The organism is Holdemanella biformis DSM 3989, from assembly GCF_000156655.1.
Lineage (GTDB): Bacteria > Bacillota_I > Bacilli_A > Erysipelotrichales > Erysipelotrichaceae > Holdemanella > Holdemanella biformis.
In genome coordinates, this window is record NZ_DS996845.1 from 1 (window position 1) to 21968 (window position 21968).

Genomic DNA, 21968 nt, shown 5'->3' on the forward strand with positions numbered 1-21968 from the left:
AAAATAAGGCCCCTTCGACCTTATTTAAAATGTTCGTATGCAATGCTATTAATTTTTGCCATGACATCAGCGCCTTTATCACCTAAACTTGTTAATACAACTATGCTATATGGTGTTTCGCATTCTACAAAGCCGACACTATTCAATGCATAATCATACATACCATATTTTTGAGGCATACCCTGTTGAATATCTCGATCTAAATACTCTCCTGGCTCTGCTTTTTTCATGTTGTCTATCAATTCTTGATACTCATCCTTATGAGCATATAAATAAGTAATTACATCATTCATTGTATTTGCGGTTGAAACATTGTCCTCTGAATAATAATTATCACTAATTGAACTTGTATACTTCGTCATGGCTTCTTTATATTCTTTCCATCCGCCTAGATTTTCAAACAATATATGACCCGCATCATTATCCGAATAAACAATTGCTGCATCCAATAATTCACTTAATGGTATTTGACTTCCAATCGTATAATTTGAACTAATAACACCCGCATCCTCATGCATATAACCACTATATGGTAAAGTTGATTCCATAGTATAATCACCACTATTCACTTTATCATAATATAACATGGCCAAAGGAAGCTTATATATACTACCTGCAATAAACTCATCCTTTTCATTCATACTGTATTTTATATTATGTTTCAAATCTGTAATACAATACGACACACTCTCATGATCAATATTATTTTCTTGGAAATATGCTTCAATTTCCTTTGCTAAAGCCATATCTATATATTTACTGTTATCTTCATTTTTTACTTCTGTACTTTGATCTTCCTCTATTTCACTCACAGATGTAAATGCCTTCTTTTTTGTACTATTTATTTCAGAAGCAAACATACAGAGTGCAATTAATAAAATAGATAATAAAGAAATGATTACGATTTTGTTTTTCTTATCCATAAATAGACCCTTCCAAACTATGAAAAAGAGTCTATTCAGACTCTTTTATATTAATGTTTAAAATGACGAACCCCTGTAAATACCATTGTTATACCATGTTCATTACACTCATCAATTGAAAGTTGATCTTTAATAGATCCACCCGGCTGAATGATTGCAGTAACACCCGCTTTGATAGCTTCCTGCACAGTATCTGGCATTGGGAAGAATGCATCACTTGCTAAAACTGAACCCTTTGCTTTTTCTCCAGCTTGTTCGATTGCAATCTTTGCAGCACCGACACGATTCATCTGACCAGCACCAACACCAACTGTCATATCATTTTTTGCCAATACGATCGCATTTGATTTTACATGTTTAACAACTTTCCATCCAAACAACAATTGTTTGATTTCTTCTTCAGTTGGTTTACGATTCGTTACACATTTTAAATCTTCCTCGTTAATTATATGTTGATCCATTTCTTGAACCAATAGACCATCGTTAACATTTGTATATTTTAACGCACTTGAAACAGATAAGCTAGTATCTAATTTCATTAATCGAATATTTTTCTTACGAGTCAAGATTTCTAATGCTTCCTCAGAGAAATCTGGTGCAATGATAATTTCCAAGAAAATCTTAGATAATTTTTCTGCCAATCCCTTTTCAACTTTTGCGTTTAACGCAACAATACCACCAAAAATTGAAATTGAATCTGCTTCATAAGCTTTATCCCAAGCTGCTTCAATATTTTCACCAATACCAACACCACATGGATTCATGTGTTTAACACCAACAGCCGCAAATTGACCTTCAAAATCCTTTAGAATTTCAATTGCCGCATTACCATCCTGAATATTGTTGTAAGATAATTCTTTACCATGAAGCTGTGTTGCATTTGCCAAAGAATATTGAGGATTCATACCCTTATAGAAAGCAGCCTTTTGATGAGGGTTTTCACCATAACGCAAGTCTTGAACCTTATCAAAAGTAATTGTCATACTTTCTGGGAATTCTTCATGTGTTTTCTTAGTTAAATAATCCGCAATCATCGCATCATAACGAGCTGTATGACGGAATACTTTTGCAGCTAAGCGCTCACGCGTTTCTAATGTTGTTTCATGATTTTCTCTAATTTCCTCAAGAACCTTATCATAATCTTTTGGATCACAAAGAACCGGAATACTTTGATAATTTTTAGAAGCACTACGAAGCATACTTGGACCACCAATATCAATATTCTCAATAATTTCTTCGTGTGTAACACCAGGTTTTAACACAGTTTCTTTGAAAGGATATAAGTTCACACAAACCAAATCAATATACTCAATACCTAATTCTTGTAATTGACGAACATGATCCGGGTTTGAACGAACACAAAGCAATGCACCATGAACTTTTGGATGTAAAGTTTTTACACGACCATCCATAATTTCAGGAAAACCAGTGACATCACTAATCCCAATCGGATGGATTCCTGCTGCTTCTAAAGCTTTTTTTGTTCCTCCAGTAGAAATAATTTCATATCCACAATCTACTAGCCCCTGTACAAATTCAACTAAACCTGTTTTATCAGATACGCTCACTAATGCTCGCTTCATTCTTTTTCCTCCTCAATACTTTTTGCGACTTGTTCAATGACTTGCCAGAACAAATCATATTCCATCGCATGTACATGCGATTCTAATGTTTCTAAATCCCAAGATGGATCGATTGCTACTCTTTCTTGACGAATGATAGGTCCTGTATCCACCCCTTCGTCTACGAAATGAACAGTAACTCCAGTTTGTGCCACTTTTGCCTCATATGCATCCGCAATACTATGAGCTCCTGGAAATTCAGGTAAATAAGCTGGATGCAAATTGATAATGCGATTTGGATAAGCACTCAACAAAGTGTGTCCAATGAAACGCATATATCCACTTAACACAATCAAATCTACCTTTTTTTCTTTTAATACTTCTAAAATAGCCGCTTCATAATCCGCTTTACCATCATATCCCTTTGGATTAAAGTAAAACTCTTCTACTCCATGATTGTGCGCACGAACTCTTGCATACGCATTCTCTTTATCAGCTATCAAGCAAGCACAATTCACATGTAAAGAACCATCTTCAATATGTGACAAGATTGTTTCGAAGTTAGTACCCGAACCACTCGCAAATACCGCAATATTTACCATTGAACATCTACCTGTCCTGTTTCAGTTACTTTACCAACCACATAGCTAGGTTCATTGATTTCACTTAATACAGTTTGAACCTTTTCTACATCCGCCGGATCTACTGCCATCACAAAACCAAGTCCCATATTGAATACGTTATACATTTCTTTTGTTGAAATATCCCCATTTTTTTGAATCAAATCAAAGATTGGAGGTTTTGGGAAAGCTTTCGTATCAATTTCAACTCCCATTCCATCCTTTAACATACGAGGAACGTTTTCATAGAATCCACCACCCGTAATGTGGCTGCAAGCTTTTAACGTGATTCCTGAAGCTTTAATATGCTTTAATGCCTTAACATAAATCTTTGTAGGTGCAAGTAACGCTTCTCCTAAAGTTTTGCCTAGTTCATCATAATATGTATTTAATGATTCTTCTGTAATATCAAATACATTACGAACCAATGAGAAACCATTACTGTGAACTCCAGTTGAAGGAAGTCCAATCAAGACATCTCCAACATTTAGATTCTTACCAGTAATCATATCTTTTTTATCACAAACACCAACCGCAAAACCAGCTAGATCATAATCATCTTCTGGCATCAAACCTGGATGCTCTGCCGTTTCTCCACCAATTAAAGCGGCTTCAGATTGTAAACAACCCTCAGAAACACCTTTAACAATATCTGCAATTTTTTCTGGAACATTCTTGCCACATGCGATGTAATCCAAGAAGAATAATGGTTCTCCTCCAGCACATGCGATATCATTCACACACATTGCGACAGCATCAATACCAATTGTGTCATGCTTATTCATAACCATCGCAAGTTTAACTTTTGTTCCACAACCATCCGTACCAGAAAGCAACACTGGCTCTTCCATATCTTTAATTTTAGATAATGAAAACGCACCAGAGAAACCACCAAGTCCTCCTAATACTTCTGGACGCATTGTTTTCTTAACATGCTCCTTAATCAATTCAACAGATTTATATCCTGCCTCTAAACTAACGCCTGCTGCTGCATAATGTTCTGCCATACTCTACTCCTTTACCTCATCTTTATAATCTTGTAACTCTTCTGGATATTCACCTGTACAACAAGCTAAACAACTTGTTTCAGGTACACATTTTTTGAAATCCTCCACGCTTATAAAACGTAACGAATCCACTTGGAACAACTGTTTCATTTCATCTACCGAATAATTGAAAGCAGCTAAATCTTTTTGTGCCGTTGAATCCGCTCCATATAAACAAGGATATTTCAACATTGGCGAAGCAATACGTAAATGCACTTCTTTTGCACCTGCCTCTTTTAATAGCTGACAAATTCTACGTGATGTAAATCCTTTTACAACACTATCATCCACTAGATATACACTTTTATCTTTAACAACAGAACTGATCGCATTTAAACGCACACGCATACCTTGCATTCTTTGTTGCTGTGTTGGACGAATAAATGTAGAACCAATATAGCGGTTTTTGATTAATCCCGTTTCATACGGTACATTTAATGTTCTAGCAAAGCTTGCAGCTGCACTTAAAGCCGAATCAGGAACACCAACAACAATATCCGCCTTAACATCCTCTTCTTTGGCTAAATAATAACCACATTGTTTTCTTACTTCATGAACCGTTAAACCATTATGAACGCTGTCCGGTCTAGAATAATATACATATTCTAAAGCACATGCCTTTGTTTCTGTATCTTCAAAAATCTGAGTAGATTTCATTCCTTCATTATTGAAACAAATTAATTCACCTGGATTGACTTCACGAACAAATTCTCCACCAAGAATTGGGAACGAACAAGTTTCACTACTGATACAATATCCATCATTTACTTTGGCAATATATAAAGAACGAATTCCATGTGGATCTCTTACTACATATAAACTATCTTTTGTGATGACCATAAATGTGTAGGCACCACTCATCATACGACAAGCCTTTGTGATTTTTTCTTCAAAAGAACCCGGATTCAATTGAATCAAGTGTGCTAACAATTCAGAATCACTTGTTCCCTGGAAAATTAAGCCTTCATTCTCTAACTTTGTTCTTAATGAAACTGCATTTGTGACCATACCACTTGATACGACCGCAAAATATCTTTGGTGACTACGCACCATAATCGGTTGAACATTTTCTAATTGAGAATCATTTTTTGTAGCCATGCGAAGTTGACCAATCGCAATATCACCATCTAAAGAATTCAATGTATCTTGTTTTAAATTCTCAGACAACAATCCTAATCCCTTTTTACAAACAACGTTTTCCCCATTACTCACAGCCACACCAACACCATCTTGTCCACGATGCTGAATGGCATGCATTGCTAAATAGATGTTCTGGGCAGCTTGTTCTACATTGAACAAGCCTACGATCCCAGAAGAATCTTGAACTACCTTTTGCATCGCCATTTTACTTCACCTGTTTGTGTGTAAAGTAACGAACACCATTTGCGAAAATATCCTGGTCTTTATTTCCTGCAATATTTTGGAATAAACCTCTTTCATAACGTTCACTATGACCCATCTTACCAAAGATTTTTCCATCCTCAGAGAAAATACCTTCAATTGCCATACTTGAACCATTCAAGTTGTCTTTTCCATCCATTGTTGGAACACCCTTTTCATTTACATATTGTGTCGCAACCTGACCATTTTCAATCAATTTATTTAACACTTCTTCACTCGCAACAAATTTACCTTCACCATGACTAACAGCCACTGAATATACATTTCCCGCTTTCATACCAGCAAGCCATGGAGATGCATTGCTTGTAATGCGTGTACGTGCAATATGCGATACGTGACGGTTAATGTTATTTCTGAATAATGTTGGATTTTCTTCATCCAATCTTTCCATATCACCATAAGGCAATAATCCCGATTTAATCAATGCTTGGAATCCATTACAAATACCTAAAATCAATCCATCATTTGCACGCATTGTATCAATAGCTTGGGCAATCTTTGGATTTCTTAATACGTTCGCAATAAATTTACCTGAACCATCTGGTTCATCACCACTACTAAATCCACCTACAATCATTAAAATTTGAGCTGTACTGATTTCTTCAGCCAATGTTTCAATACTCTTTTGAATATTTTCAACTGTCAAGTTATTAAATACGACTTGTTTTACTTCGGCACCAGCACGTTCAAACTTAGCTGTTGTATCAAATTCACAGTTTTGTCCAGGGAAAATAGGAATAACTACCTTCGGTGTTTCCACTACAACCTTAGACATTGGTACTTCCACATCATTTAAAGGAGTTTCTAACGTTTCTTTTCCTTCATCTACAATCATTGGATAAATTTCACTATAACGTTTTGTCCAAGCCTTTAATGCATCTTCAATTTCGACTGTTTCTTCATTTAATACAATCTTAGAATCATCATTTAAGATACCAATCAATTCTAAACGTTCATCTTGAATACTTTCTGTAGCTTCAACAATCATTGAACCTAAATTAAATCCGTATACATCTTCTTCTGTATTGATCGCAACACCGACTTTAGATCCAAACGCCATCTTCGCAATAGTTGCACCTAATCCACCAAATTTAATTGTGCTTGCCGCTACAATTTTCTTTTCTTGCATCAATTTATGAACCGTTTCAAAATTTTCTTTCAATTGTTCATAGTTTGGAACATGATTCTTAACTGGCGTATGTTTTACCAAATATACATAGTCTCCAGGATTTTTAAATGAAGCAGAAACAATATCACCTGTTTTAGCTGTAGTAACTGCGAAAGTGATTACTGTTGGTGGTACGTGAATATCTTTATAAGTTCCACTCATAGAGTCTTTTCCACCAATACTAGGCGTTTCAAATGCCAATTGTGCATCAATCAAACCTAATAAAGCTTCAAATGGTTGTCCCCATTTTTGTGCATCTGCACCTAAATGTTCAAAATATTCCTGATTTGATAAACGACACTTCTTATAGTCAGCACCCAATGCTGTAATACGAGCTAATGCCTCAACAACTGAATAACTAGCACCTAAATATGGAGAATATTTAGATACTTTTGGATCATATCCATATGTCATAACAGAACATGTGTTTGTCATTCCATGAACTGGTAATTTTTGTACAGAACCTTCTTCTGGAGTTAATTGATATTTACCTCCAAAAGGCATCAATACTGTACTCTTTCCGATTGAAGCATCAAACATTTCTGCCAAACCAATCTGACTTGCGACATTCGCATCTTGTAATACTGTATTTAAATCTGATTTAACTGCATCAAATGGATGTTCATCATATTCATTTTCGCAAACATCAACAACCTGGTGTTGACGGACACCATTTGTATCCAAGAAAGCACGAGACATATCCACAATCGTTTCACCGCGCCATTTCATGACTAAACGATTTGTATCTGTAACATCCGCAACTTTGATAGCATCTAAATTTTCCTTATATGCTTCTTCTTTGAACTTTTCAAAATCTTTAGCCTCAATACATACAGCCATACGTTCTTGGGATTCACTAATAGCTAATTCTGTACCATCTAAACCTTGATATTTAACTGGAACAGCATCTAAGTTAATATCCAATCCATCCGCAAGTTCACCTACGGCAACACTAACTCCACCGGCTCCAAAATCATTGGCCTTTTTAATTAATTTTGTACAAGCAGGATTTCTAAATAAACGCTGTAATTTACGTTCAATTAAGGCATTACCTTTTTGAACTTCACTTGAACATTTTTCTAAACTTGTTTCATTATGTTCTTTACTAGAACCTGTGGCTCCACCAATTCCATCACGACCAGTAGCTCCACCAATCATAACAATGATATCGCCTGCTTGTGGTTGTTCACGTTTTACATGTGATTTAGGAGCTGCACCAACTACCGCACCAACCTCCATACGTTTAGCTACATAACCATCATCATAGATTTCATCTACAAATGTAGTTGCCAAACCAATTTGGTTACCATAACTTGAATAACCATGAGCCGCTGTCTTTGAAATCTTTGATTGAGGTAATTTGTGCTCTAATGTTTCACTAATTGGTTTCGTGATGTCTCCAGCCCCTGTAATACGCATAGCTTGATATACATAACTACGTCCTGATAATGGGTCACGAATAGCTCCACCAATACATGTACTTGCTCCACCAAATGGTTCAATTTCTGTAGGGTGGTTATGTGTTTCATTTTTAAACATCAATAGCCATTGTTCGTCTTTTCCATCTACATCCACTGTAATCTCTACACTACACGCATTGATTTCATCGGTAATCTCCATATCATCAAGCTTACCTTGTTTACGAAGATATTTTCCAGCAATAGTAGCCATATCCATCAATGTTTTTTCTTTACGATTTCCATGAACTTCTTGACGTAATTTTAAATATTTATCATAAGAAGCCTGTAATTCATCGGATAATGTATCCAAATGGAAATGTACATCATCTAATACAGTTTCAAAAGTAGTATGACGGCAGTGATCTGACCAATATGTGTCTAGCACACGAAGTTCAGTCATTGTGCAATCTCTTTTTTCTTCCTTTTCAAAATAACGTTGAACATGCTCAATGTCCGCTTGAGACATGGCCAACCCTAAAGTCTGACGTAAAGAATCTAATTCTTCTTTCGTCTTTGTTGTAAATCCTTCTAAAACAGGAACATCTTTTACTTCAACATCCTGATCATCTACCAATACAGAAAGGTCTTTAACACGTGCTTCAACAGGGTTAACAATATAATGTGTAATTTTATTAAGTGTTTCTTCATCTACTGGGTTTAAAAACACTAACAAAGTACCTGAATGAATACGTACTGTTTGTTTGTTGTTCAAAAGCATTAAACACTGCATTGCACTGTCTGCTCTTTGATCATATTGACCTGGCAAAAATTCATATGCCAAATATGATTTACCTTCTAAGTCTACAGAATCATATACATCATCTGTAACAACTTCACTACATACATTTTTCTTTAATAGTTCAATATCATTTTCATCAGCGTTAAAAATATCATATAAATTGTATTTTGTTAGACCGAAATCTTCTTTTAAAGATAAAGATTGTCTTAATTCAGCCGCTAATGATTCACTTTCAACCTGAAACTGTTCTTTTTTATGAACAAAAATACGAGTATCCATTTCCTTCTCCTTATTCAACAATTGACTGTTCTAATACTTTTTGTGCTTGTTCTTTTTTAAATTCAACAATCTTATCCTGTAATGACTTATCATTAAGTCCAATCATCTGACAAGCTAAGATAGCTGCATTTCTTGCCCCCGATTTACCAATTGCTACAGTCGCAACAGGAACTCCTTGAGGCATTTGTACTGTTGATAATAATGAATCCAATCCACCTAAAGCAGATGTCTGAATAGGGATTCCAATAACTGGCAACGGTGTAGAGCTAGCTAAAACTCCAGCTAAATGTGCTGCTCCTCCAGCTGCCGCAATAATAACCTGAATTCCACGTTCGCACGCTGTCTTTGACAATTCCAAAACAGCTTCCGGAGTACGGTGAGCACTTAATACACGAACTTCATAGCCGACTTGAAAATCGTCTAATTGTTTCATACAGCCTTCCATACTAGGTAAGTCTGAACGAGAACCCATCACAATTAAAACACGCTTTGTTTCCATAAATGACCTTCCTTTCAAAACAAAAAAAGCGCACCTATAGTAGGCACGCTTAAAAAAGCAATTCTTCTCTATCAATTGTGGTAAATCTTCTTAAGACCATAAGTAAGACCTCCAAAATCAGAAAAACACTTCTGCAGAATTATAATACCTAAAATCAACTCAAATGACAACCTATATTTCATTAAAGTTAAACTCTAGGCATAAAATTTCTCCCCATACAAGAAAATCCTGCACCAACATGAGTTAGTACAGGACTTTACTTTGCCCTAATATCCATTAGGATACATCATACGTTATTTATTTACAATATAAGCCGTCGCAATAGATTGAACCCAGTTATAAATAGATGTTGTATGCATTCCTTTGATATTCTTGTTTCTTAAACAATATGTTTTAGTCGAATCTACAGGTAAATAACCACACAATTCACTTTGACGAACTAAAGCATTATGATAATTCTCTTTAGATACATCATTATCGGATGTATACATACCGGCATCTAGATAAGCATCGAGTTGTTCATCACTTAAACGACCAAAGTTATTTGTAGCACCCGTTCTTAAGATAAAGTTAATACCCGTATCATCTGGTGAGCCATAAGAAAATCCAAGATATGTTGCATCCCAGCTATCTGTTTGTGCATCATCCTGCACTGTGTTAATAACCGTATTAAATTCAACGGTATTGGCTTTAAAATCAATTCCAATCGCATTTAAACACTTCTGCAAAACTGGAATCAAAGAATCCAAAGAATCCTTATCTTTATTTGCCAAGAAACGAATGGTTAATTTTTCACCATCTTTATAACGATATCCATCCTCTGCCAATGTATATCCTGCATCCTCTAAGATTTGATTGGCCTTTTCAACATCATAATCATAATAAGTGACACCATCCGCTTTTTCTTCATTACGAATCATTTTTCCATTATTTAAAGAAACAGGATTTCCAAAAGTACCAGGCTTATAAGCCATACCATCAATTTGATAGTAATTATCAATATATTCTTGGGCATTAAATCCATATCCGATGGCTTTTCTTATGGCAACATCACTGCAAGCTCCTGCATAAGAATTAAAGATAATAAAGCTTTCTCGATCGCTTGGATAAGAATCAACAGATAAACTCTTATTCTTTTGTACAGATTTTATTTTATTTGCCTCAATCACATCTGGAATATAGTCCACTGTTCCATTTTCCAATTCTTTAACTTCTGTTGAAGTATCTGTCTTTTTGATCATGATTTTAGAAATCTGATATTGTCCTTTTTTCGCCTTAAACTTTGAATTTGAAACTAAACTAGCTCCACTTGTCTTCTCAAATTTTTTCAATACATAAGCACCCGTTCCAATTGGCTTACTATTCTTCTTTTCAATACTTTCTGTTTTTCCTTTTTTATAATTTAAATATTCTGAACTACAAATCTTCTGTGTTCCAAGTGTAGAAACCGCATCGATTCTAGGTTTATCCAAATGGAAAACAACTGTATAGTTATCTGGTGTTTCAATTCCAGTAAAGCTAGACGCATTTGCATCGTGATATTCGCTATAGCCATCTAAAAAATCAACATTGTTCGCAAAACGACCTGTATAACTTGGATCTGCCATAACGGTAAATGTTGTCTGCACATCTTTTGAAGTAAACTTGGATCCATCACTAAACTTAATGCCTTTCTTTAATTTAAATGTCATTGTCTTTCCATCTTCACTAATTTTTGGTAAGGACTTAGCCAAATCCGCAACTAATTCTCCTTTTTTGTTGTATTTCAACAATCCTTGGTACACCAAATCCACCACATAAGAATCATTTGTCGTTTGATAATACATAGGTGAAAATGTGCCATTCATTTCAGAACTCAATCCGACTGTCAACACTTGATCATTACCTGCAGCTTTTGTACTGCACCCACACATTAATAAAGCTAATCCACATACTAATAATTTTTTGTACATATTCCTTTACCTCCTAATTATTTATTTTTTGTACCACCACCAGTCAGCTAACACTTTTCATCACTCTCCTTATAAATAAAAAATCCTGCATCAAATTAAAAATTTGACACAGGACAGAATATCAAAATAATCTGCGGTACCACCTGAATTGGTATGGTTATACCCACCTCTAGAATGCCATCACATTCGATCCATTTAACGCACGGAACACGTCGCAGCTACTAAGAAAATCTTTTCACCTTGCCCTTGAAAGTCCATTTGCTAAGTCGTAATAATCTAGCTTCCACCATGACTAGAATCTCTTTGTATCCGGTTCTTAGTTTGATCTCTTTCGCATCGGTTGCCTATAGAATACACCTAATAAAATCCGTTTTCAATACCGTTTTTACAAATAATTTACATTTTCTTACATTAAAGATTGTTCTGTTCTACCAATAATATCATCTTGCGTCTTTTTAGAAAGCACATTAAAGAAAGCACTATATCCGGCTACACGAACAATTAAATCCTTATGTTTTTCAGGATGCTTCTGTGCATCAATCAAAGTTTCTTTAGAAACAATGTTATATTGAACGTGATATCCATGTAAGCGATTAAAGAAAGTTTTAATCAACAATTCTAATTTTTGTCGATTTTCTTCAGTCGACAACATTTGAGGTGTCATTTTTTGATTTAGCAGAACTCCACCCGTAATTTTATTTGTACGAAGCTTAGACACACTTTTAAACACAGCTGTAGGTCCATTTTTATCGCTGTTATGCGCTGGACTGCAACCTTCTGCCAAAGGTTCGAATGCATTTCGTCCATCCGGCGTAGCCATCGTTGACATACCTTGTCCAACATTCGCACTAATTGAAGAAGTTCCTGCATAACGAATTCCGCCAATTGGTCCTCTATTATAGCGTGTATTCGGATATTTTTCGATTTCTTCAATATAAGAATCATAAGCTTCCACAATTAACTGATCGACATAATCATCATCATTTCCATATTTTGGTGCTTCACGAATCAACATTTCCTGAATTTTTTTGTTTTCAGGTGATGAAAAATCATCTAAGATCGCATCCCAAAGCTCTTGTCTTGTGATTTTCTTTTCTTCATACACTAACTTCTTTATAGCTGCCAAACAATCTGCCATGTTCGCAATTCCTACTTGAAGTCCTGAAATAAAATCATAGACCGCTCCACCTTCTTTGATGGTTTTGCCTCTGGCAATACAATCATCTGTCAAAGCCGAACAAAGAATGTCTGGCACATCTCTTTCAGAGGCCTTATCAATTACATTTTCTACAATAACACTATATCGAGTAATTTCCCTTATTGTTTTATCCCATGCTTTTAAAAGTTCTTCATAACTTTCCATTTCCGTAAAATAGCCATATCCTTTTGTAAAACGTTTATTACTTGTAAGATCCACACCATTATTCATCGTACACAAAAGCATTCTTGGAAAATTGATATAAGACATTCCCGTACAACGATAACCCCATTTACCTGGAACTGCTGTTTCTACTGTGATTTTCCATTTAATTACTTCCGTTTAGATGCTCGAAAACCGCATGTTTTCGTTTATTTTCCCCGTTATTCACTTCCCTTTCCGAAATTCACTATGGAAATGAGAGCTTTTGTATCAGGGAACCTTTGATTCCAATTTTCCACAATCTCTTTTGATTTTTTACCCCGGCAGCAAATTTCTTTTCCTGAAGGCTGGTTTGGTTTTTCAAAGGATATTTTTGAAGGTAGAAATCAGAAAATCTGCGATGTAGAAAAAGGCCCGCTAAACGGCAGACCTTCCACTTTAAAAACGTTTACTTATTCACATACTTTGTTGCTTCGTCACGAGAAAAATTGAATTTTTCCATAACTTTTTCAATAATAGCTTCACTTGAAATGCCGAACTCTTCAAGCGAAGATATTAAAACCTTTATTGAATTGATTCTTTCTTCTTCACGAACTTCCTCTTTTCCCTTATTTACTGCTCTTTCCATTACATCACACATCTTAATGTCCTCCTTCTTTTCTGTTTCAGAAAATTTTACATTATACCTGTCGTCTCCGGTCAGCACCTGCAGAAGTTTCAACATTTCGTCTACATGCTTTATTTTGTGCTTATCCGGCACATAGTCTTTGTTTTTCCTTTTCTGAACAAAGAAATCTGCAACTATTCGAAAATCACTTTGGAACATCTGCACCGTTTCATCATCTAAAAAAGCAATGTTAAAGATATTTGCCTTGTAGTCATTTACATATGGCTCCAGTTCCTTTGGAATATCAATAACCCCTTTCAGATTATGAGGTGATGACCATTTTTTCATCCCAAAATGAAGTACCAATGACACGACCGGAACAATGGGATTCTCATCATTTTCCGACAACAGCTGCCGTCGGTAAGAAGCTCCATCGTAGCTGAAAACTCTTAATGGCATATATTTCTCTTCTACAGTCTGGTTTTCCAGTCCGCAGATTGCAACAAGAGCGTTACCATCCTGCCAATATTTGGCTACATCCCTTTCCTGTTCATGCAGTTTTCCAGCTTCGGCCTTATACTGTGATTTTACTTTTGTTTCTTTCAATGATTCTTCTTTCACGATCCGATTTCCGCGAAATAAAAGAACATTGACAATGTCTGCGAAGACGTCATTATAGTCTTCCAGAAGTTTTTCTGTTATGTCTTTTTGTCCCATAGATTGTTATCCTTTCCCTAATCTGATGTAAAAACGATCAGGGAAAGCTCATAGGCATCCCTGATCTAAAGTTTCAGGGATTCCCCCTATTCTGCTGGATTTATATTTATTCCTCTTATCCTTATCATACAAAATATCATTTGTATCGTCAACCAGTTCACGATTGACAGAATATTAGAATCCTTCCAGCGTTTTTGTTGTTATGTTGTAATCATAGTTGTTTCCTCCTTTTTCTGACTCCAATTTTTCTATGTTTCATTTATAATGTGTCAGAAAATCTGCGACGTAGAAAAAAGGCCCGCTAAACGGCAGAACTTTATATCGAATAATTGTAGCTTCCATACCGCAATTCATTATTTTAGTTTCACCAAGTCTAGCTTTTATGTATTTGTTCTTACCCTATATATGTCAGAATATCCCAAACGCTTATTTGCCCTCTCCATGTTCTAATTTTTCATGTTCCATCATTTCCTGAGGGGTTAAAACATCCTCTAAGCCACAATGTTTACAGATACATTCGTAAAGGGTTCGATCTTCATCTATAAAACCTCGTCTACAGATAAAGCCGTGGAAGTCTTTGGAACCGTTATTTAGACTGAGTGATTGATGGGCAATTTCACCTTTTTTAAACTGGTTATACGTTCTATATTTCACCACAGTCCCATCTCCGAAACGAACGTCAATATCTTTGCTTGTATTGTATCGAATAATTGTTGTTTCCATACCACAGTTCATCATACGGGTTTCGCCAAGGCAATTTTCAGCGGAAGTTTTGATGTTTTGATTGGCGATACTACCTTTTTTGAATGCATTATATGTTTTGCTCCCTACAATAGTCCCATCTTCAAAACGAACGTCAATGTCACGTACCCCATTGTATCGAATAATTGTCGCTTTCATACCACAATTCATCATTTGGGTTTCTCCAAGACGTGGATTGAAATTTTGATTGGCAATTTTCCCTTTTTTAAAATCTTTATATTGTCTATCTTTCACCACAGTTCCGCCCTCAAAACGAACATCTATATCATTACATCCACCATATCGAATAATAGTCGCTTTCATACCACAGTTCATCATTCGGGTTTCACCAAGACGATTTACTGCAGAAGCTTTAATGTTTGGATTGGCTATTTCGCCTTTTTTAAAATGGTCATACGCTTTATGTACTACTACTTTTTCATCTTCAAAACGAACATCTATATCATTACATCCACCATATCGAATAATAGTCGCTTTCATACCACAGTTCATCATTCGGGTTTCACCAAGACGGTTTTCAGCAGAAGCTTTCATGTTTGGATTGGCTATTTCGCCTTTTTTAAACTGATCATACTTTTTATGTACTACTACTTTTCCATCTTCAAAACGAATATCAATGTCTGAATACTTCCCGTATCGAATAATAGTAGCTTCCATACCGCAATTCATCATCCAGGTTTCTCCAAGACGGTTTTTTGCGAAAGCTTTAATGTTTGAATTGGCGATTCCACTCTTTTTAAATGCTCCATATGTCTTATGTTCCGCCACAGCTCCATCTTCAAATCGAACATCTATATCGTTATATCCCCCATATCGAATGATAGTGGCTTTCATACCACAGTTCATCACGCGTGTTTCGCCAACTCTATCTATTTTTGCTACCATAAGTTATCCCTCGCTTTTTGCATTTGTTCTTACCCTATATATGTCAGAATATCCCAAATACTTATTTCTTCCATACAGCAAAAAAGACACCAGCTTTTTGCCAGTGTCTTCGTCTTACGGATGCCCTACCATCCCTCGTTTGAAATTCGTATACTGTACATTCTTTACAATCACACCATCAGGAAATCGCACATCCATATCATCGCTTTTACGATACGAAATAATCTCTGCTTCAAGTCCGCATTTCATAATTCTCTTTTCGCCGATACGGAACTTCCCTCTATTTCTTCTGGAGTCCTGCGGCCTTGCAACACGCCCTTCCGTAAAATTTTTGTAATCAATATGCTCCGCAACCGAACCGTCCTCAAAAAGAACATCCATATCTATATGTTTTCGATATGCAATAATTGTAGCTTTGAGCCCATTGTTCATAATACCTGTTTCTCCGACACGATCAATCGGAGGCCTGATGGACCCGTTTAAAAATTCTTTATATGCTGCATGCCTGGCAATATAGCCATCTTCAAACCTAACATCAATATCGGCATAAGCTCCATACCGAATAATCTCAGCTTCAAGCCCGCAGTTCATGGTTCTCTTTTCTCCAAGTCTGCGCTTTGCCTGTTCTTCAGGTGTGTCATCGGGACGGCCGATCATTCCTAACTTAAAATTCGTATAAGTCGTGTGTTTGGCAACAGCTCCATCCTCAAACTCTACATCTAAATCCATCGAAGACCGATAAGCAATAATCCTGCATGTTTCACCACTATTCATTGTGGCTTTCCTGCCGATTCTGTCCCGATACTTATAATTGCACTTGTCACATAACTGTCTTTTTGTAAGACCACGAGCATTCAGCGGCAGTATATATTCCCTTCCGCATGGTCTGTGACGGATTCTGACATGAGCTTCATCCTCGTATCCAGTCACCTCGTATTCTCCGTTCCAGGAAAGATCTATTCTTTTCTGCAGCAGCTCCAGGCCATCATATTTCCTCTCGCATATCGGACATTCATATCCATAAGACCTGGCCAGGCCGAAGGAATGGTAAATCGTCCCGCAGTGCGGACATGTATTGCTTGCAATCTGACATCCTTCTTTTTCTCTTCCTTTGATCTGCTCTATGAACTCGTCAGGCTCATACTTTTCACAGAAAGCTTTGATAATGCAGTTAATTGTCAGCCTGTCCAGTATCAATCGTCCGGTCTTCGTACCGGCAAGCAGGTCTTTTATATCATCTAACGTGACTTTTGGCTGATGCAGATAAACCTGGTAGAGGAATTTCGCATACCGGAGGCTTTCTTCATCTGCTGGAACAACCGGTTTATCGCTGTCATAGATTGAGTAAATCTGTAACCTGCAGCCATGCTTTGCACAGGCTGTTACACCATGGAGCGAATGCCACGCTCTGATATAGGGACGTCTCCCGTTTGCCATGTCTTCAGCCAGGCATTCCGGACAGCACCTCAGTACTTTGCAATGATTCTTTTTATTGCCTGGAATCATATGAAAATCTTCCGCCTGCCGGATGACCTGCTCTGCCACAAGAACATTCATGCTTTCATTACGAAACGGCATCATCGTGCTGAATTCTGAGTGCCTCGACATAATCTCTTCCAGCGTCGGAAACTTATCACCTTCATATTTTCTACAGATATTCTCAAGCTCTAACAATTCCGTACTTCCCTCTAAAGTAACAGAGAAAGCCTTTTTTGACATTCCGTTAACTGAAAACAAAGCTTCCAGCCATGACACAATGTTCTCATCCGGATATATCCGAAACCATATTGGAAACCTGTATTTGTTCAATCGTATACACCCCTTTCTTTCATCTCTTTACATACCCATGATTCACCAGATCCTGCAGGATATTTCTTTCTTCCCTGGTAATTGTCCTGCCCTCGAATCCATCTTCGGAAGCGGTCCAGCAGCCTTTCTCATCAACGCCTGCCTTCACAGCATCATAGATTCTTATTCGGATGCTCTTTGGTAATCTCATAATCTTCTCCTTTTTTACAATCCCCGCTTCTCACTGGAAACGGAGGATATTTCCTGCTCATTCATAGCTTTTTTCAAAGCTGTAAGCCCCTGGCTTGTCTCTCTGTCAATCGCAGCTGCATCGCTTTTCCCTTTCTTCGCCTGATTAGCTGTGGCGGTATTTTTACGTTTCACCTTTGCGTTTGCCTTTTTCAATATTTCCATAGCCTTCTGTGCAAGAAACTTCGAAGGGTGATCCAGGATATCCGGTTCCTTATCGATTGCCTGTCTGATTGCGCGGTTGATCTGCGTTTCAGTATAATTTGAAGTGTCGCTGATTGACTGGAAAGCTCTGCTGCGGACCGCTTCTCTTTTCCTGGTCAGTTCGCCCGCCGCCATCATATCAAACAGCCTTCCTTTTTCTTCGTCATTTTCCGTAGCGACCTCTTTAGCCTGCCTTGCATAGAGCTTTGTAATATACTCGTGATACTGTGCATCTTCCGGATCATCAGGATCAGCGAGCAGTTTTCGGAGTGTCTCCATGTCCCTCCCAATCGTTTTCTCGATGAATGGCACATCAATCGGCTCCATGCGCTTCTCGATTACATCCTTCGTCTGTATAGTAATCACGATGTATTTCAGGAGTGCTATATTCCTGGATGAATGGTACATGAGAAGTTCCTCGATTTCTGTTGTGAACGGACTTTCCACGTTCCCGAACTGATATCTCCAAAGTGTCTTGATTGCATTCTCAAACAAACGTACATTATTCTTCGTAACCTCGTCTGCATTGATAATGTTTTTTGCTACGCGCCTGTTAAGCCTGTCATATTCCAGTATAGCTCTATATCCGTCATCGTTACCAATGAGTCCGAACTGTGCCCCGGTTGCCTGTGTGATACTTACAATGTCCTCGATGTTCTTCTTTTTTGGCGAGAAATCAAGGAACTGTACTTCATCTACGATGATGAGTCCGACATGATAGAGTTCGATCCATTTCTTTACAAGCCCTTCTGTTGCAGAGATACTCTTGGCCCCAACGGCCCTTCTTCTATGGTAATCTCCGGTATCCAGAAATCTGTCAAATGCTGCAGCAATGGATTCAAACACGTCTCTGATATCTTTTCTGAGCGCTGTCACCATGACGATGGGGATCTGTACATAGCTGCAGTCCTCAAACTCATGATAGATTACATTAGGATACATGCGACACGCTAAGTTCACAGCCATAGTCTTTCCGCATCCGGTCTTCCCATGAAGCAGAAATCCAATCGGGCTTGGGGCCTCCAGCTTCTGATACAGAACGATAGCACGTCCAAAGCTTCCTTTCCCATACGCTTTCTCATCTTCGTTTGCGGAAATCATGACGTCAGCCCCTTTATATCTGCGGTCCAAAAACTTCCAGATTGTACGGGCTACATCTACATGAATTCCAAGTGGGATCATTGCCATGTCAATGTCTTCTATTGCGGCTAATTTTTCAGCAGTACTCATTTTTTCTACCTGTTCTCTGTCGTATCCCGGAGGATTAACCATTCCAAGAGCCAGGATATCCCTTACCGAAGGCATCTTCGGCAATGCGCATACATCAGGATTATCTTCATATCCGGCGACTCTGCGGTACTGCGCATCTACCATGCTCCCCGCGGTCAGGTCTACATCATCATAAAGATTTTCATCTTTTCTAAGTTCACGGAATGTTAAATTACATTTCAGTCTCTCCATGTTTTCTTCCTTTCTTATACTTCGTCTTCTATCAGTGCCAAGATACGATTGATTTCTTCTTCTCGGCTGAGTTTTCTGTCTCCCATCGTCCTCATTTCATCTGGGATTCTCAAATGCTCAATCGCTGCCAGCTCTTCCTGCTGCTTTGTTAATGTTTCTTTCTTAGGTTCCGGATCAATGGAACTATAAGAACGTTTCGTAATTCCATCTGGATCTTTTCTCATTTCCTGTTTCTTGGCTGTTTTATCCTCCGGATGCGCTTTGCCGTATTTTTTCTTCTTCTTTGGATTCAGGGCTTTTGCCATTTCTGCCTGTTTCTCTACCGTATCCTGCAAATTCAGTTTCGTGTCCAGATATACCTGTTTTGCTTCTTTCATTACCTTTGAGTCCCTCTTTTTGCGGATACACTCGTCGTATTCGTCCCAGGTTAAGTCTGCGTATGTATACTGCTGTTCAATCTTTTCTGCAAGAGGTACTCTGTGGATCTCTTTCTTATATCTGATATAGACATTCCTGATATCGTCCACATTGTATCTGACCTCAATATCTTCCGGATGTGGTTCATCTTTTAAAATATCCAAGAACCATGGTTCCTGCGAATAAAAACGCAGTTCCGTCTTATAGAAGGTGTACACGATACCTTTCCTGCGGTTCCATGTAAATTTTCTTTTTTCTTCTTCCTTTGCCAGCATTGCAAACAGATAGGCCGGTCTTGTCGCATCATTTACATTGGTTGGATCTCCTGCTCTGCCATGAGCTTTTTCGTATGCGAAAATCCCTTTAGGTGTTGGAGATACGTCATTATCCAGATACTTTTTGTCAATGAGTCCCTCAAAAACACGGCGGTTATACAGGATCACTGATTGGTAGACCAGTCCTCTTATTTCTTCCAGTGTCAGACATGCATCCCCTTTAGCTAAGTCTCCACCACGGTATTTATCTTCTACATATCCGTTATTCTTTAACTGTGCCTTTAAATAGGTCTGAACCAGTCCATTGAAGGATTCGACAACCCCTTTTAAAGAACCGCATCCGGGTGGAACCGGAGTATTACGGATGCCCAGTTCCCCCATTGCTTTGCTATATGCCTTGGACATATACTCTGAGCCTCGGTCACAACGGATCTCGTTTGGTACGATCATGGACGGCCAGTCTTCCTCATCATAGTCAATGTTATAGCCTTTTGTCTGGTTCTTATGCGGTTCCAGGAGTGACAGAAACACCTGCTGAAAGCCACGCATGCTGTTATTTTCAAGACTTACATATGCACCGATGCAGATTCCGCTCAATACTTCGACCATACAGTATACGACAGCTTTTCCAAGAACAGTTTCTCCATCATTCTGGTCGACTACATAACAGCCAAGCTCCATCTCATCTGCTTCAACAATCTGTCCCAATTCATAGACTCCGGTTTTGCTGTTTCCAACCAACTGTCTGTCATTGTTCTGTTTGTCTCTCTCATCTTTTCCCTTGCAGGAATAGTCTTCTGTATGCTTTCTGATATAGTTGTAGAGCATCTTGTATGATACTGATCTTTCCTCTTCTGGAAGTGTTACCATCTTGACAGAAGAACCATCTGGTGCCTCGACCGGTTCGCGAAAATACCGGCGCAGAACTGCGTCATATGCCATTCCCGGTTTCCCATACTTTACGAACATCTTAAGACCGTATTTGAGGATTTCGTCAACGTCATTCTTTGGATTCTCGTAGTCTTTTGAATGGGGTACTTTTTTTCTATAATTACCTTTGCGATGGTCAATAAGACTGAATTTATTGCGGCCGGAACGAAGATAGGCCTTTAACATTTCGCGCAACCACCTTCTTGATACCCCAAGAAGAATAGCTTCTGCATCATTATTTCTTTTTGCTTTTTTCACTGAAAAAAGGTTCTCAATTTCAGGCATCTCTTTCTCGATTATATTTTCAAAAACCCTTGCGCGTTCCGTGATTACATTTATTTCCTCCTCTGTGAGTGAAAATGAAGGATTCGGGTCTACATCACATGCACTTACTGTTCCATTTTCAATATCATTAATTAGCGAATCCGTTTTTATTCTAACGATATCGTTTGTTGTCATGCTAATGAGAAGAGTTTCATCAGCATTTACATGAAAGGTTCTCCATTGTAAACCATCTTTTTTATATAAATTTCCTCTTCTTACACAAGGCGAATCTGTCGCTTCTCCCTCAGCTGGAATTGCATCGCCTTCAAGAGTGATAACTTCCAGCGGTTCTATTCTCTCTTTCTTTTCGGATGTTTCGTTATTTCTTAATTCTTCCATC

General features: G+C 37.7%; 15 protein-coding genes. All 15 read right to left on the minus strand.

Going from position 1 to position 21968, the window contains the following annotated elements; translation table 11 throughout:
• Positions 1–20 precede the first annotated feature (20 nt).
• Entirely contained in the window at positions 21–923 is a 903-nt protein-coding gene (locus EUBIFOR_RS08505; RefSeq protein ID WP_003865616.1) for a serine hydrolase, read from the minus strand.
• A gap of 50 nt (positions 924–973) precedes the next feature.
• On the minus strand, positions 974–2506 hold the full coding sequence (purH, locus tag EUBIFOR_RS08510) for a bifunctional phosphoribosylaminoimidazolecarboxamide formyltransferase/IMP cyclohydrolase (protein WP_003865617.1): 1533 nt from the start codon (positions 2504–2506) through the stop codon (positions 974–976).
• Positions 2503–3087, minus strand: a complete 585-nt coding sequence (gene purN, locus EUBIFOR_RS08515; RefSeq protein ID WP_003865618.1) for a phosphoribosylglycinamide formyltransferase — start codon at positions 3085–3087, stop codon at positions 2503–2505. Before purN ends, purH begins: the two co-directional genes overlap by 4 nt.
• Positions 3081–4112, minus strand: coding sequence for a phosphoribosylformylglycinamidine cyclo-ligase (gene purM / locus EUBIFOR_RS08520; protein ID WP_003865619.1), 1032 nt, complete (start codon positions 4110–4112; stop codon positions 3081–3083). The genes purN and purM overlap by 7 nt, the downstream gene beginning before the upstream one ends.
• Before the next feature lie 3 nt (positions 4113–4115).
• The gene (gene purF / locus EUBIFOR_RS08525) at positions 4116–5495 is read right to left on the minus strand and encodes an amidophosphoribosyltransferase (RefSeq protein ID WP_003865620.1); all 1380 of its coding nucleotides are present in this window, start codon (positions 5493–5495) and stop codon (positions 4116–4118) included.
• Between the two features lies 1 nt (position 5496).
• The gene (locus EUBIFOR_RS08530; protein ID WP_040466404.1) at positions 5497–9198 is read right to left on the minus strand and encodes a phosphoribosylformylglycinamidine synthase; all 3702 of its coding nucleotides are present in this window, start codon (positions 9196–9198) and stop codon (positions 5497–5499) included.
• A 10-nt stretch (positions 9199–9208) separates the two neighbouring features.
• Positions 9209–9697 carry a 5-(carboxyamino)imidazole ribonucleotide mutase gene (gene purE / locus EUBIFOR_RS08535; RefSeq protein ID WP_003865622.1) on the minus strand — a complete coding sequence of 163 codons (489 nt, stop codon included), beginning with the start codon at positions 9695–9697 and terminating at the stop codon, positions 9209–9211.
• A 293-nt stretch (positions 9698–9990) separates the two neighbouring features.
• Positions 9991–11649 carry an ABC transporter substrate-binding protein gene (locus EUBIFOR_RS08540; protein ID WP_003865623.1) on the minus strand — a complete coding sequence of 553 codons (1659 nt, stop codon included), beginning with the start codon at positions 11647–11649 and terminating at the stop codon, positions 9991–9993.
• A 406-nt stretch (positions 11650–12055) separates the two neighbouring features.
• Entirely contained in the window at positions 12056–13180 is a 1125-nt protein-coding gene (locus tag EUBIFOR_RS08545; RefSeq protein WP_425268505.1) for a pyruvate formate lyase family protein, read from the minus strand.
• A gap of 277 nt (positions 13181–13457) precedes the next feature.
• Positions 13458–14333, minus strand: coding sequence for an Rpn family recombination-promoting nuclease/putative transposase (locus EUBIFOR_RS08550; RefSeq protein ID WP_003865625.1), 876 nt, complete (start codon positions 14331–14333; stop codon positions 13458–13460).
• 426 nt (positions 14334–14759) lie between these two features.
• The gene (locus EUBIFOR_RS12205) at positions 14760–15980 is read right to left on the minus strand and encodes a hypothetical protein (RefSeq protein ID WP_003865626.1); all 1221 of its coding nucleotides are present in this window, start codon (positions 15978–15980) and stop codon (positions 14760–14762) included.
• Between the two features lie 114 nt (positions 15981–16094).
• On the minus strand, positions 16095–17789 hold the full coding sequence (locus tag EUBIFOR_RS08560; protein WP_244264168.1) for a TniQ family protein: 1695 nt from the start codon (positions 17787–17789) through the stop codon (positions 16095–16097).
• Between the two features lie 19 nt (positions 17790–17808).
• Complete coding sequence (locus EUBIFOR_RS12780; RefSeq protein ID WP_003865628.1) at positions 17809–17979, minus strand: hypothetical protein; 171 nt, start codon at positions 17977–17979, stop codon at positions 17809–17811.
• A 14-nt stretch (positions 17980–17993) separates the two neighbouring features.
• A complete protein-coding gene (locus tag EUBIFOR_RS08565; protein WP_003865629.1) occupies positions 17994–19682 on the minus strand; it encodes an AAA family ATPase in 1689 nt (562 codons plus the stop codon).
• A gap of 14 nt (positions 19683–19696) precedes the next feature.
• The gene (locus EUBIFOR_RS08570) at positions 19697–21967 is read right to left on the minus strand and encodes a transposase (protein WP_244264169.1); all 2271 of its coding nucleotides are present in this window, start codon (positions 21965–21967) and stop codon (positions 19697–19699) included.
• Position 21968 lies beyond the last annotated feature (1 nt).